This window comes from Nocardioides panzhihuensis (genome assembly GCF_013408335.1).
Lineage (GTDB): Bacteria > Actinomycetota > Actinomycetes > Propionibacteriales > Nocardioidaceae > Nocardioides > Nocardioides panzhihuensis.
This window is the reverse complement of sequence record NZ_JACBZR010000001.1, coordinates 3,656,383-3,670,792: the sequence shown is the minus strand read 5'-3', so window position 1 is coordinate 3,670,792 and position 14,410 is coordinate 3,656,383. Positions and strand designations below refer to the sequence as shown.

The 14,410-nt window shown below is 70.9% G+C and carries 11 protein-coding genes; 7 read left to right on the top strand and 4 right to left on the bottom strand.

From position 1 onward, the window contains the following. Positions 1-94 precede the first annotated feature (94 nt). Genes BJ988_RS17405 through araA form a run of 3 tightly spaced genes read left to right on the top strand, consistent with a single transcriptional unit; the run spans position 95 to position 3,996 of the window. A complete protein-coding gene (locus BJ988_RS17405; RefSeq protein WP_179659142.1) occupies positions 95-1,738 on the top strand; it encodes a xylulokinase in 1,644 nt (547 codons plus the stop codon). Further along, complete coding sequence (locus tag BJ988_RS17400) at positions 1,738-2,427, top strand: L-ribulose-5-phosphate 4-epimerase (protein ID WP_179659141.1); 690 nt, start codon at positions 1,738-1,740, stop codon at positions 2,425-2,427. Before BJ988_RS17405 ends, BJ988_RS17400 begins: the two co-directional genes overlap by 1 nt. A 42-nt stretch (positions 2,428-2,469) precedes the next feature. Continuing rightward, the gene (gene araA, locus BJ988_RS17395) at positions 2,470-3,996 is read left to right on the top strand and encodes an L-arabinose isomerase (protein ID WP_179659140.1); all 1,527 of its coding nucleotides are present in this window, start codon (positions 2,470-2,472) and stop codon (positions 3,994-3,996) included. Between the two features lie 109 nt (positions 3,997-4,105). On the opposite strand, the gene BJ988_RS17390 is transcribed toward araA, so the two are convergent. Next, on the bottom strand, positions 4,106-6,355 hold the full coding sequence (locus BJ988_RS17390; protein WP_218860934.1) for an MMPL family transporter: 2,250 nt from the start codon (positions 6,353-6,355) through the stop codon (positions 4,106-4,108). Between the two features lie 29 nt (positions 6,356-6,384). Here BJ988_RS17390 and BJ988_RS17385 point away from each other — a divergent pair, with 29 nt between their 5' ends. Then, positions 6,385-7,005, top strand: a complete 621-nt coding sequence (locus BJ988_RS17385) for a TetR/AcrR family transcriptional regulator (RefSeq protein WP_179659139.1) — start codon at positions 6,385-6,387, stop codon at positions 7,003-7,005. Here the strand turns inward: BJ988_RS17385 and BJ988_RS17380 are convergent. Beyond that, complete coding sequence (locus BJ988_RS17380) at positions 7,002-8,408, bottom strand: FAD-binding oxidoreductase (protein WP_179659138.1); 1,407 nt, start codon at positions 8,406-8,408, stop codon at positions 7,002-7,004. The two genes, BJ988_RS17385 and BJ988_RS17380, sit on opposite strands and share 4 nt — an antisense overlap. A 32-nt stretch (positions 8,409-8,440) precedes the next feature. Continuing rightward, on the bottom strand, positions 8,441-9,646 hold the full coding sequence (locus tag BJ988_RS17375) for an alpha-hydroxy acid oxidase (RefSeq protein WP_343051665.1): 1,206 nt from the start codon (positions 9,644-9,646) through the stop codon (positions 8,441-8,443). Between the two features lie 104 nt (positions 9,647-9,750). Between BJ988_RS17375 and BJ988_RS17370 the strand changes: the two genes are divergently transcribed. From BJ988_RS17370 to BJ988_RS17360, 3 genes are all read left to right on the top strand, one after another. Beyond that, entirely contained in the window at positions 9,751-10,872 is a 1,122-nt protein-coding gene (locus BJ988_RS17370) for an L-talarate/galactarate dehydratase (protein WP_179659136.1), read from the top strand. Then, positions 10,869-11,552: a FadR/GntR family transcriptional regulator gene (locus BJ988_RS17365; protein ID WP_179659135.1), complete on the top strand. Its 684-nt coding sequence runs from the start codon at positions 10,869-10,871 to the stop codon at positions 11,550-11,552. Before BJ988_RS17370 ends, BJ988_RS17365 begins: the two co-directional genes overlap by 4 nt. Positions 11,553-11,655: 103 nt before the next feature. Then, entirely contained in the window at positions 11,656-13,485 is a 1,830-nt protein-coding gene (locus tag BJ988_RS17360; protein WP_179659134.1) for a pectate lyase, read from the top strand. Positions 13,486-13,563: 78 nt separating this feature from the next. Here the strand turns inward: BJ988_RS17360 and BJ988_RS17355 are convergent, their stop codons facing one another. Further along, entirely contained in the window at positions 13,564-14,400 is an 837-nt protein-coding gene (locus BJ988_RS17355; RefSeq protein ID WP_179659133.1) for an NAD-dependent epimerase/dehydratase family protein, read from the bottom strand. Between the last annotated feature and the right edge of the window lie 10 nt (positions 14,401-14,410).

Here is a 14,410-nt window from a genome sequence, read left to right as displayed (position 1 = left end):
TTCGACCGACCGGGGTGACGCTTCGACCGGTTCATGTTAGCGTTCACATCGCCTCGAACCCCATCCCGAGCCGTCGGGCAGAAACGGAGCCGTGATGACGCAGCGAGCAGGCGTGCTGCCTGACCTCGAAGAGACCTCGCTCGGCATCGAGCTGGGCTCCACCAACATCAAGGCGTGCCTGATCGGGCCCGACCACGCGCCCCTCGCCACCGGCTCCCACCTGTGGGAGAACGAGCTCGTCGACGGGCTGTGGACCTACTCGCTCGAGGCGGTCTGGGCAGGCGTGCAGGGCGCCGTCGCCGCCCTCGGCGACGAGGTCGAGCGCCGCTACGGCACCCGGCCGATGACCTTCGGGTCGATCGGGGTCTCGGCGATGATGCACGGCTACCTCGCCTTCGACGACGCCGGCGAGCTGCTGGTGCCCTTCCGCACCTGGCGCAACACCAACACCGCCGTCGCCGCCGCCGAGCTGTCGGAGATCCTCGGCACCAACATCCCGCTGCGTTGGTCGGTCGCCCACCTCTACCAGGCGATCCTCGACGACGAGCCCCACCTGCCTCGGATCGCCTCGCTGACCACCCTCGCGGGCTACGTCCATCGAGCGCTGACCGGTGAGCACGTGCTCGGCGTCGGCGACGCCTCCGGAGTGTTCCCCATCGACCCCGCCACCGGGAGCTACGACCAGCGGATGCTGGAGCAGCTCGGTCACCTGGCCGCCGCCAAGCGCCCCGGCCTGCGGGTCGAAGGGCTGCTCCCGCAGGTCCTCCCGGCAGGCGCCGACGCCGGCCGGCTCACCCCCGCGGGCGCCGCGCTGCTCGATCCCACCGGACTCCTCCGGCCCGGCATCCCGCTGTGCCCGCCCGAGGGCGACGCCGGCACCGGGATGGTCGCCACCAACTCGGTCGCCAAGCGCACCGGAAACGTCAGCGCCGGCACCTCGATCTTCGCGATGGTCGTGCTCGAGGCACCGTTGGCCACCGTCCACCACGCCATCGACATCGTCACCACTCCGGCCGGCGACCCGGTCGCGATGGTGCACTGCAACAACGGTGCCAGCGAGCTCGACGCGTGGGCCGGGGTCTTCGGCGAGTTCGCTGCCGCGCTCGGTCACCCCTGCGAACCCGACGCGGTCTTCAGCGCCCTGCTCACCGCAGCACTGAAGGGCTCGCCCGACGGTGGCGGGCTGGTGGCCTACAACTACCTGGCCGGCGAGCCGATCGCCGGCCTCGACGAGGGCCGCCCGCTCTTCGTACGCACCCCCGGCAGCCGCCTCGACCTCGCCGGGTTCGCGCGCGCCCAGGTCTACGGCGTCTTCGGCACCCTCGCCCTCGGCATGCGTGTGCTCGCCGACCAGGGTGTCGAGATCGACGCGATGTTCGCCCACGGCGGCCTGTTCCGCACCGCGGGCGTCGCCCAGCGGCTGCTCGCCGCGGCGATCGGCGCCCCGGTCGCCGTCGGCCGCACCGCCGGCGAAGGCGGCGCTTGGGGGATCGCGGTGCTGGCCGCGTACGCCCGGGCGGCCGCGGCCGAGCGCGACCTGACGCTGAGCGACTATCTCGCCGAGCGCGTCTTCGGTGACATCGATCTCGAGGTCGTCGAGCCGGACGCCGCCGACCTCGCCGGGTTCCGGACCTACCTCGAGCGCTACGAGGCCGGCCTGCAGATCGAGCGCGCTGCCGTGGCCTCCCTCGTCTCCGGCGCCGACAACCCGAAGAACGCAGCAGAAGGAGACCAGTGATGACGGGCGTACCTGCCACTCTTCGCGCCGCCGTCGACGCCGCCAAGGAGCGCGTCGCCGCGCTGCACGCCGAGCTGCCCCGCTGGGAGCTGGTCGTGTGGACCGCCGGGAACGTCTCCGAGCGGGTCAGCAACCCCGACGGCGAGGACCTGCTGGTCATCAAGCCCTCCGGCGTCGCCTACGAGGACATCACCGCCGAGGCGATGGTCGTGTGCGACCTCGCCGGCAACCTCGTCGAGGGAGAGCGGTCGCCGTCCTCGGACACCGCCGCCCATGCCTACGTCTACGCCAACATGCCCGAGGTCGGGGGAGTGGTGCACACCCACTCCACGTACGCCACGGCCTGGGCCGCCCGCGGGGAGGAGATCCCCTGCGTGCTCACCATGATGGCCGACGAGTTCGGCGGCCCGGTCCCGGTCGGGCCGTTCGCGATCATCGGTGACGACTCCATCGGTCGCGGCATCGTGGAGACGCTGCGGGAGTCACGCAGCCCGGCGGTGCTGATGCAGAACCACGGGCCGTTCACCATCGGCAAGGACGGCCGCTCCGCGGTCAAGGCCGCCGTGATGTGCGAAGAGGTCGCCCGCACCGTGCACATCGCGCGCCAGCTCGGCCAGCCGCTGCCGATCGACCCCCACCACATCGACTCGCTCTACGACCGCTACCAGAACGTCTACGGCCAGCACTGAGCTGCGCCGCGAACAACAACGTCAGCTTTGGAAGGACCCCACATGAGCAAGCCCACAGCGCCGAAGCCCTATGGCGACCGCGAGGTCTGGTTCTTCACCGGCAGCCAGGACCTCTACGGCGAGGAGACCCTGCGTCAGGTGGCCGAGCAGTCCCAGGAGGTCGCCCGCGCGCTCGACGCCTCCTCCGACGTCCCGGCGAAGGTCGTGTGGAAGCCCGTCCTGAAGGACTCCGCGTCCATCCGCCGCGCGATGCTCGAGGCGAGCTCCGACGACAACGTCCTCGGCGTGATCACCTGGATGCACACCTTCAGCCCGGCCAAGATGTGGATCGCCGGCCTGGACGCACTCCAGAAGCCGCTCCTGCACCTGCACACCCAGGCCAACGTCGAGCTCCCCTGGTCGGAGATCGACATGGACTTCATGAACCTCAACCAGGCCGCCCACGGCGATCGTGAGTACGCCTACATCGCCACCCGCCTCGGCGTCGCCCGCACCACCGTCGTCGGTCACGTCTCCAACCCCGCGGTCACTCGCCGCGTCGGCACCTGGATCCGCGGCGCTGCCGGCTGGGCTGCGACCCACGGGCTCAACCTGGTCCGCTTCGGCGACAACATGCGCAACGTCGCGGTCACCGAGGGCGACAAGACCGAGGCCGAGCTGCGCTTCGGCGTCTCGGTCAACACCTGGGGCGTCAACGACCTGGTCGCGGCCGTCGAGGCCGTCGACGAGGCCGCCGTGGACGCGCTCGTCACCGAGTACGAGGACCTCTACGACGTGACCCCCGAGCTCCGCAAGGGCGGCGAGCGCCACGAGTCGCTGCGCTACGCCGCCCGCCAGGAGATCGCCATGGAGGCGTTCCTGGTCGAGCGCGACGCGATGGCGTTCACCACCAACTTCGAGGACCTCGGCGGCCTGCGCCAGCTCCCCGGCATCGCGGTGCAGCGGCTGATGAGCAAGGGCTACGGCTTCGGCGCCGAGGGCGATTGGAAGACCGCGGTCCTGGTCCGCGCCGCGAAGGTGATGGGGGAGGGGCTGCCCGGCGGTGCCTCCCTGATGGAGGACTACACCTACGACCTGACCCCTGGCGCGGTGGTGATCCTCGGCGCCCACATGCTCGAGGTCTGCCCCTCGCTGACCACGTCGAAGCCGAAGGTCGAGATCCACCCGCTCGGGATCGGCGGCCGCGAGGACCCGGTCCGGATGGTCTTCGACGCCGACGCTCGCGAGGGTGCCGTCGTCGTCTCGCTCGCCGACATGCGTGACCGCTTCCGGATGACCGCCAACGTGGTCGACGTGGTCCCGCCGGCCCAGGCGCTGCCGAAGCTGCCGGTCGCCCGGGCCGTCTGGGCCCCGCGTCCCGACTTCACCACCTCGGCCGAGGCCTGGCTGACCGCCGGCGGCGCGCACCACACGGTGATGTCGACCGCCGCCGGGATCGAGGCCTTCGAGGTCTTCGCCGACATCGCCCGCACCGAGCTGCTGGTCATCGACGAGTCCACCACCCGGCGCGGCTTCGCCGACCAGGTGCGCTGGAACCAGGTGTTCTACCGCGTCGCCCAGGGGCTGTGAACCGGGGCGCGCTCAACCACTGATCACTGACCCTAGGAGTGCCAGTCACCGATGACGTGACTCGCACTCCTAGGGTCCGGCTCAGCCCGGCACCGATCGTGCCGCCGGCCTATTCGGCTTCGCGGATGCGGAGTCTCCCGAAGGCCCGCTGCAGCGGGCCCGGGAGCCACCAGTTCGCGTCGCCGGCCAGCTGCATGAACGCCGGGACCAGGATCCCGCGGATCACGGTGGCGTCGAGGAGGATGGCGACGGCGGTGCCGATCCCGACCATCTGCAGATACATCACCTCGCCGGTGGCGTAGACACCGAACGAGACCGCAAGCGTGAACGCGGCAGCGGTGATCAGCGGGGCGCTGCGCTGCAGACCTGTGAGCACCGCTGCCTGGTTGTCGCCGGTCTGGTCGTAGGCCTCGCGGATGCGGGAGATCATGAACACCTCGTAGTCCATCGAGAGCCCGTAGACGACGCAGAACATGAGCAGCGGGAACGCCGGGTCCAACGTGCCGACCGGGGTGAACCCGAGCACATCGGCGAAGAGCCCGTTCTGGAAGATGATGATGAGCACTCCGAACATCACCCCGACCGAGAGCAGGTTCAGCAGCGTGGCCTTCAGCGGGATGAGCAGGCTGCCGCTGCACAGGAACAGCAGGACGAAGGTCACCACCAGCAACAGCGCCCCGATGAGCGGCAGCGGTTCGACCAGAGCCACTCGGAGGTCGACCAGCTGGGCCGGGTAGCCCCCGACCAGATGTTCCCCGAAGGGCGAGGGGAGGGACCGTACGTCGCCGGTGAGATCGTCGGCGACGCGGTCCTGCAGCGCGGCATGGGTCGGCACCGCCTCGATCCGCTGCTCGCCCGATGCGGAGGTCAGACGCGGATCTGCCGGTCCGATCCGAGAGCCGTCGGCGAAGGTCCCCGCCGGCGAGCCGACCTGGGCGATGCCGTCGACGAGCGAGAGGTCCGCGGCGTACGTGGCCAGCTCGTCAGGGTCGGCGGTGGTGCCGGCCTCGGCCGGCACGATCTGCAGCGCGTCCTGTGGCTCGGCCGCGAAGTCGGCGCGAAGCTGGTCGTAGGCGTCGCGCACGGAGTGACCGGGCGGCAGCACGCGGTCGTCGGGTACGCCGATCCGCACTCCAGCCACGGGCGCGGCCAGCGCGATCAGGACGATCAGGGCGATCCCGCCCCAGGCGAGAGGCCGTCGCATGACCTGCGAGCCGAGCCGATACCAACGGCCCTGCTCCACCGGGCGCTGCGCCGGGACGGTGATGCCACGGCGAGCCCAGCGCTCGCCGAGGACGGCGAGGGCAGCGGGCAGGATGACGAGCGCACCGATGCCCGCGGTGATGACCGTGAGGATGCCCGCCCAGGCGAAGGAACGCAGGAAGTCGAAGGGGAGGATGAGCAGCACCGCCATCGCGGCCGCGACAGTGGCACCGCTGAACAGGACCGTACGTCCCGAGGTACGCAGCGTCTCCCGCAACGCCTCCTCGACGCCTGCGCCGCGGCCGAGGGCCTCGCGGAAACGGGAGATGACGAACAGGCTGTAGTCGACGCCGAGACCGATGCCCATCACCAGCGTGATGTTGGCGGCGAAGCTCGCGATCTCGACCATGCCGGTGAGCGCCCGGAGCCCGGCGAGGGTGGCGAGGACCGAGAAGAGTCCGACGCCGAGGGTCAGCAGCGCGGACGAGAGGCGACGGTAGATCACGATCAGCAGGATCAGCATCAGCGGGATGATGACCATCTCGGCGCGGACGAAGTCGGCGGTGGCCTGCTCGCCGATCTGGGTCGAGGCGGCTTCGGAGCCGGCGATGCGCACCTCGATCGGCCCCGCGGACCCGTCCCGGGTGTAGTCGGGGAGGTAGCCGCGGATCGCCTCTCGGGCGCTGGTCGCGTCACCGGTGACGTGCGCGAGGATCACTCCGGAGGAGCGGTCCTCGCTGCGCATGGTGGCGTCGGGCGCCGGACCGGACCAGTAGGACCAGACCTCGGCGACCGCCTCCTCGTCGGCGAGCTCGTCGCCGAGCTGCTCTGCGGCACGGGCCACCGTCGGGTCGTCGACCGACCCGCTGGTCGCGGTCACGACGAGGATGAGGTTGGCGTTGCCGGTCCCGAACCGGTCGGCGAGCTCGTCCTGGGCACGCACGGACTCGGTCCCGGCCGCCTCCCAACGGCTCAGCACGAACGTCGACATCGCCCCTGCGGCAACGACCAGCAGGCCGAGGGACACCACGATCGCGGCGATGATGACAACGAGGCGGCGGCGGTAGACGAGACCGGCGAGCGCTTCCAGGCGAGAGGAGCGCCGGGTGGTTTCAGGCGGAGTAGGGGCGGGGTATGTTTGCGAGTGAATGCTCACAATTCGAAAATACGAGAGGTGACTCGTAAATGCAAGAGGGGACGGCTCGGCCGGTCCGAAAGCGGCAGGCCAGGGGCGAGCGGCGGATTCAGCAGATCCTGCATGCCGCGGCGGCGGTGATCGCCGAGAAGGGCTACGACGCGGCCTCGACGAACGCGATCGCGACCGAGGCAGGCATCTCCCCGGGCTCGCTCTACCAGTTCTTCGGCAACAAGGAGGAGATCGCCAGAGCGCTGGCGGAGTACTACGCCGGTGAGCTCACCCGGCTGCGTACGCAGACCATCGACCCGGCCGCGCAGGCCGACGTCGGTCTCGACGAGCTCGTCGAGACGGTTCTCGCCTCGCTGCTGGAGTTCAACCTCGCCCACCCCGGGTTCAAGGCTCTCTTCGCTCGCACGGACATGCCGCCGGCGCTGCGTGAGGCCGTGGCGCCGGCCCATCAGGTCGTCCATGCCGGGATCGCCGACCTGGTCGCCTCCCGTTTCCCCGACCGTGGCCGCGACGAGGTCGACCTGATGAGCACCGTCGCCATCCAGATCGTCCGCGGCATGACGCCGCTCCTCGTCGACGCGCCCGACGAGGCGACCCGCTCCGCGCTGTCGGAGCAGCTACGCGTGGCGCTGCTCGCCTATCTGCGCACATACGCCTAGCCGGGGACCACTTTTCGGGGGTTCATGACCCCGTCGGGGTCGATCGCCTGCTTGACGGCTCGCAGGAGGTCGACCTCGACCCCCGTCTTGTACGCCGCAGCGGCATCCCGCTTGAGCGCACCGATCCCGTGCTCGGCGGAGATGCTGCCGCCGAGCGCGGTGACGGCGTCGTAGACGATCCGGGTCAGGGCGGGCGCCTCCCGCTTCAGCGCCGCATCGTCGCCGACCGGCGCGGAGATGTTGTAGTGCAGGTTGCCGTCCCCGATGTGGCCGTACGTCACCAGCCGCAGCCCCGGCAGCGCTGTCAGCAGCCTTGGCCCGACCTCGGCGACGAACCGGGACAGGGCGGTGATCGGCAGGGTGACGTCGTGCTTGAGGGTCGCGCCCTCGCTCTTCTGTGCCTCGGAGACCCCTTCGCGCAGAGCCCACAGCGACTCGCGCTGAGCGGGGCTGCCGGCGAGGACCGCGTCGACGAGCAGGCCCTGCTCGGAGGCGTCCGCGAGGGCCTCCTCGAGCCGCTCGTCGACGTCGGCGGAGGTGCCGGCGAGCTCGACGAGTCCGTACCACGCGTGCCGTTCCGGGAACGGGTCACGGGCGCCAGGCAGGTGGGCGAGGACGAGGTCGACGGCCTGGCGCCCGAGCAGCTCCCAGGTGGTCAGCTGTCCGCCGCCGTGCTCGCGGAGCAGCGGGAGGAGCGCGGTCGCCGCCTCGACCGACTCGAGCGCCACGAACGCCGTCGCCCGGCGCGGTGTCGCCGGCAGCAGCCGCAGCACCGCAGCGGTGACCACGCCGAGCGTGCCCTCCGACCCGATGAACAGCTGCTTGAGGTCGTAGCCGGTGTTGTCCTTGCGCAGCGGCCGCAGCCCGTCCCAGACCCGGCCGTCGGGGAGGACGACCTCGAGGCCCAGCACCAGCTCGCGCATCATCCCGTAGCGCAGCACCGCGGTGCCGCCGGCGTTGGTCGCGATCGTGCCGCCGATGGTGCACGAGCCCTCCGAGCCGAGCGAGAGCGGGAACAGCCGACCGGCGGCCGCGGCGGCCTCCTGGACGGTCGCGAGCGGTGTGCCGGCCTCGACGGTGAGGGTGTCGGCGACCGGGTCGACCTCCCGGACGCGGCGCATCCGGCCGAGCGAGATCACGATCTGGTCGCCACCGGAGTCGGGCACGCCGCCGCCGACCAGACCGGTGTTGCCGCCCTGGGGGACGACCCCGACGCCGGCGGCCGCACACAGCCTCACCGCGGTGGCGACCTCGGCGGTCGAGGCCGGGCGCACCACCGCGAGGGCGGTGCCGGTGAAGCTGCCGGTCCAGTCGGTGACGTATGCCGCCATGTCGGCAGGATCGGTCACCACGGCGCTCTCGCCGAGAGCGGTACGCAGGTCGTGGACGAGGTTGGCGGTCATGGTTCTCCTTCGGGTGGGGGTGCTGCTCGCGGTCACGCCGAGCGCAGCCGGACGTGCTCGGGGCCGATCGCGGCGATGTCGGGGGTGCCGAGCAGGCACATCGCCCGCCGCAGCTCCTCGACCAGCAGGGTCAGGCCGGCGTCGACCCCCTGCCGGCCGGCGACCATGAGGCCGTAGAGGTAGGGCCGCCCGATCATCACGCCGCGAGCGCCGAGACCGAGGGCGGCCGCGATGTCGCCACCGGAGCGCACGCCGGAGTCGAGGTACACCTCGGCCCGGTCGCCCACCGCGTCGACCACCGCCGACAGCAGCTCCAGCGGGACCGGTGCGCGGTCGAGCTGGCGGCCACCGTGGTTGGAGAGCACCAGCGCGTCGGCCCCGGCCTCGACGGCGGCCGCCGCATCGGCGACCGAGAGCACGCCCTTGACCACCACCGGGCCGTTCCAGTGCTCCTTGAGCCAGCCGATGTCCGCGGGCCGGATCGCCTGCTCGCGCAGCTCGTTGGACATGCCCCAGCGGCCGTAGTGCGACCCCTCGGGGAACGTCGCGAACCGCAGCGGCTCGGTGGTCAGGATGTTGGCGACCCAGCCGGGGTGGCGCGCCATGTCCGCGAACGTACGCAGGCTGAGCTGAGGCGGGATCGCGAAGCCGTTGAGCTTGTCCTTGCGTTTCATGCCGGTCACGGTCGTGTCGATGGTCAGCATCAGCGCCTCATAGCCCTGCGAGGCCGCCTCGGCGATGTGGTCGAGGGTCACCGCCCGGTCCTTCATCAGGTAGACCTGGAACCAGTTTCGCCCCTGCGGGGCCGCGCGGGCCGCGTCGGTGATCGAGGTGGTCGCGTAGGTCGAGAGCGTGTAGGGCAGCCCGGCCGCGGCGGCCGCCGCGGCGACCGCCCGCTCGCCGGTGTGGTGACTGAGCCGGGTGTAGCCGGTCGGAGCCAGCACGACGGGTGCTGCTGCGGGCTGCCCGAGGATCGTCGTACGCACGTCGGGCTCGCCCACCTGACCGAAGGCCGTGGGCCGCAGCTCGACACGGTCGAAGGCCTCCCGGTTCCGGCGCATCGCGTGCTCGCCGTCCGAGCCGCCGTAGACGTAGTCCCAGACCGCGGTCGGGACCCGCCGCCGAGCGGCGTGCTCCAGGTCGTCGACGCTGAGGCAGCGGGCCAGCCGGCGGTCGGCGGCTCGCCAGTGGAACGGGCGCGGCTGCAGGAACGGCGCGAGATCGCGCCATCGGGGCACTTGTCTGACGGTCGGGGAATACTGCACGCTCTGGACTCCTCGTCACTCATCGGATAAGTTCTGAACTTGTAATACAACTTAGCCCATCGAGGAGCACCCCCGCCATGGCCGCCGACCGCATCAAGTCACTGAACCTCTCCCACGTCGTCCTCCCTCTCGACAACCCGGTCAGCGACGCCAAGGTGCTCACCGGGCGGCAGAAGCCGCTCACCGAGACCGTGCTGCTCTTCGTCGAGGTGACCACCGAGCAGGGCTTCGAGGGGATGGGCTTCAGCTACTCGAAGCGCGCCGGTGGTCCGGCGCAGTTCGCTCACCTCAAGGAGATCGCCCAGGTCGCGATCGGCCAGGACCCCTCCGACATCGCGAAGATCTACGAGTCGCTGATGTGGGCCGGCGCCTCCGTCGGCCGCAGCGGAGTGGCGACCCAGGCCGTGGCCGCCCTCGACGTGGCGCTCTACGACCTCAAGGCCCGCCGTGCCGGCCTGCCTCTGGCCAAGCTGCTCGGTGCCCACCGCGACTCCTGCCGCGTCTACAACACCTCCGGCGGCTTCCTCCAAGCGGGCGTGGAGGAGATCAAGGAGAAGGCGACCGCTTCGCTCGAGGCCGGCATCGGCGGCATCAAGATCAAGGTCGGCCAGCCCGACTGGGCCGAGGACCTGCGCCGGGTCGCCGCGATCCGCGAGCACCTCGGTGACACGCCGCTCATGGTCGACGCCAACCAGCAGTGGGACCGTGCCCGTGCCCGCCGGATGTGCCGCGAGCTCGAGCAGTTCGACCTGATCTGGATCGAGGAGCCGCTCGACGCCTGGGACGCGGTCGGCCACGCCGATCTCTCGCGCGTCTTCGACACCCCGATCGCGACCGGCGAGATGCTGACCTCGGTGCCCGAGCACATGGCGCTGATCGACGCGGGCTACCGCGGCATCGTGCAGCCGGACGCGCCTCGCATCGGTGGCATCACCCCGTTCCTGAAGTTCGCCACCCTCGCCGCCCACGCCGGTCTCGCGCTCGCGCCGCACTACGCGATGGAGATCCACCTGCACCTGGCCGCGGCCTACCCGACCGAGCCGTGGGTCGAGCACTTCGAGTGGCTCAACCCGCTCTTCGAGGAGCGCATCGACATCCACGACGGCCGGATGTGGGTGCCGGACCGTCCGGGTCTCGGCTTCACGCTCAGCGACCAGATGCGCAAGCTCACCGTGGAGACGGCTAAGTTCTCGGTATGACTGTTAGTGCGGGGCTCGCCGACCGCGTCGTCTCCGGGATCAAGGACCAGATCCTGGCCGGAGACCTCCCTCCGGGGGCGAAGCTGCCCTCGGAGTCCGACCTGGTCGCGGCGTACGGGGTGTCGCGGACGGTGGCGCGCGAGGCGGTCACCCGCCTGCGCGCGGAGGGCCTGGTCGAGACCTTCCAGGGGCGCGGGTCCTTCGTGCTGGCGGTGCCGGCGCCGTCGCCGTTCGCGCTGGAGTCCTCTGCGATCCGTACGCAGCACGACGTGCTCGACATGGTCGACTTCCGGCTCGGGGTGGAGTGCGAGGCGGCCGCCCTGGCAGCCGCCCACCACGACGAGCAGAGCGCGCGCTCGATCGAGGAGGCGCTCTCCGCCCTGGCGACCGCGGGACCCGACGGGGCGGTGGAGGCCGACTTCGCCTTCCACCGCGCGGTCGCCGCCGCGACCGGCAACCGCTTCTACCTCGACCTGATGGACTCGCTGGGTCCGATGATGATCATGCTGCCGCGCACCCGCCTCGGTGACGCCTACTCGCCCAGCGACACAGTCCACGTCGAGCGGGTGCAGCGCGAGCACGACAACATCGCCACGGCGATCCTCACCGGTGACGCCGACACGGCCCGGGCCGCGATGCGGGTGCATCTGGGCAGCACCCGCCGGCGCCTGCGTCAGTGAGCCGGCGCCGTTGATTCAGCGGCGGTAGACGTTGCCCTGGTGGGCATCGCGTGAGTCGGCATCGGTATTGGCCGTGGACTGTGACTGTCGTCACGATGGAGGGATGAACTCACCTGCGAAGAAGTCCCCACCGAGCTCGACGCTGAGCCGTCGTCGGCTCGTTCAAGCAGCAACGGCCGCACCGCTCGTCGGTGCCGCGAGCGGTCTCACCACCGCCGGCCTCACCTCGTCCGCCGCGGCCGCGACGGCGACCTCCGCGGAGGGTGTCCGCGACGCGATGCTCCGCGCGGCCACGTACATGGACGAGACGGTCTCCTACGAGGGTGCCTACGTCTGGAGCTACCGCCCCGACATGTCGCTGACCTGGGGTGAGATGGAGGCTCGGCGCACCATGTGCTGGGTCCAGCCCCCAGGCACGCCGACCGTCGGTCACGCCCTGCTCGACGCGTACGCATCGACGGGGGAGAAGCGGTTCCTGGACGCCGCCCGCCGCACCGGCCGGGCTCTCGTCCGCGCCCAGCGTCCCGAAGGCGGCTGGAACTACATCCACGACTTCGCCGGCCCGAAGTCGCTGAAGCGCTGGTACGAGTCGATCGGGATCAACGGCTGGCGCCTGGAGGAGTTCCAGCACCTCTACGACAACTCCACCTTCGACGACGCGGCCACCTCGACCGCCGGTCAGCTGATCCTGCGTCTCCACCTGCTCGACCCGCGCGACCGGGGCTTCAAGCGGTCGCTGAACAAGGTGATCGCCTTCATCACCGACGCCCAGATCCGCGGGGGCGTCGGCGACGGCGGCTGGCCGCAGCGCTGGCCGGTCGACCCGAAGGCGACGACCGAGATGCCGTGGCCGAAGAAGCGGCCGTCCTGGCTCTCTGCCGACGCCAAGCCCGGGATGGTCGACGGTGACTACACCCAGCACGTCACGTTCAACGACAACGTCCTCGGCGAGAACATCAAGCTCATGCTGATGTGCGTCGTCTCGCTCGGCCGTGACGACCTGGTCGAGCCCGTGCGCCGGGCCATGGAGTGCGTACGCCGCATGCAGCAGCCCGCGCCCCAGGCCGGCTGGGGTCTCCAGCACCTCGCCGAGGACCTGGACGGGCGACCGGCCGGCGCGGTCGCCGCAGGCCGCTCCTACGAGCCGCGTGCGCTGGCCACCCACACCACGCAGACCAACGTCGAGCAGCTGTTCACCTACTTCCAGCTCACCGGTGACCGCTCCTTCCTCGACGGCGTCCCGGCTGCGCTGGACTGGCTGGCGGGCTGCCGGCTGACCGAGCAGCAGCGCGCGGAGAACCCGCTGATCGCCAGCCGCACCCACCCGACGTTCGTCGAGCCCGGGACCAACCGGGCGCTGTTCGTGCACCGGTTCGGCTCCAACATCGTCAACGGCGCCTACTACTACGACTACGACCACCGCGACACGCTCAGCCACTACTCCGGCGGTCGCTCGGTGCCGGAGGCGCGGCTGCGTGCCGAGTACGACCGGCTGCGGGCGCTGTCCGATGCCGAGGTCGCCGACCTGGTGGCCCGCTCGCCGCTCACTCCGGGGGACTCCTACGAGCTGCCGCCGTTCTTCTCGCTGCACGACCTGGGTCTGCTCGAGCTCCTGCGCGGCACGTCCCACGAGGTCTCCCGGCCGGGCGATGCCGAGGTCGCGCGAGTCGTCACCGATCTCGGTGAGAAGGGCTACTGGCTCTCCGCGGCGGATGCGATCACCAACCCGTTCCGGGGTCCGGGGAGCAAGCATCCCTATGACGGGAAGGCCTACATGAGCAAGCACGTCGGTGACACCTTCGACACCTCGCCCTACCCGGCGAACAACCCGCCGGCGGTGCCGCCGTACCAGCCGGCCGAGCCGCCCCAGCTGATCAACACCTCGACGTTCGTCGAGAACCTCGGCACGCTGATCCGCGCGTCCGCTTCCTGACACCGCTGAGCAAAGAGAACGGGTGGCCCGGCGATCGCCGGGCCACCCGTTCCCCATGGGGCCTGTTGTCTCTTACTGCTACTTCTGCTGGTGCTCCCCGAGCGGCGTGAAGCAGAACTTGCCGCCCGCCAGCCGCTCCTCGGGCCCCTGCGGGCCGTCGTCGATCGCGTCACCGAGCAGCTCCGCGGCGAAGACCTCGGAGTCGTCCTGCGGGTGGTAGCCGATCGCCTTGCCGGCCTCCAGCGACCACCAGTTGCGGGTGTTGCGGGAGATGCCCCACACCACCCGGTAGCCGGGCTCGGGAGTGGACAGGCACGCCTCGAGGAGGCGGGCGCCGTCGTCGGGGGACATCCAGGTCCACAGCGAGCGGCGGTCCCACGGCTTCTCGAAGCAGGAGCCGATCCGCAGCGCGGTCACGTCGATGCCGTAGCGGTCGTGGAAGAGGCTCCCGAGGGCCTCGATCGCGACCTTGCTGACCCCGTAGTAGGTGTCGGGCCGGGGGAAGACATCTGCCGGGAGCCCACCCTCCGGCCCCTCCGACTGCACGGTTTCGAGGTCGTAGAAGCCGGTCGCATGGTTGCTCGAGGCCAGGACCACGCGACGGACCCCGGCGTCCCGGGCGGCCTCGAGGACCACCCGGGTGCCGTCGATGTTGGCCGCGAGGATGTCGGCCCAGGGGGCCTCGACGCTGATGCCACCCAGGTGGATGATCGCGTCCGCGCCCTCGCAAGCGGCGCGCATCGCCGCTTCGTCGGTCACCGACGCCTCGATGACCTCGACGGCCTCGCCCTCAGCGGCGGGCTCGGGACGTACGATGTCGAGGAGGCGAAGCACCCGGCCCTCGCGGGCGAGGCGCGGGCGCATGAGCCGCCCGACGACGCCGTTGGCGCCGGTGATGAGTACGGTCTCGGACATGGTTCCTTCC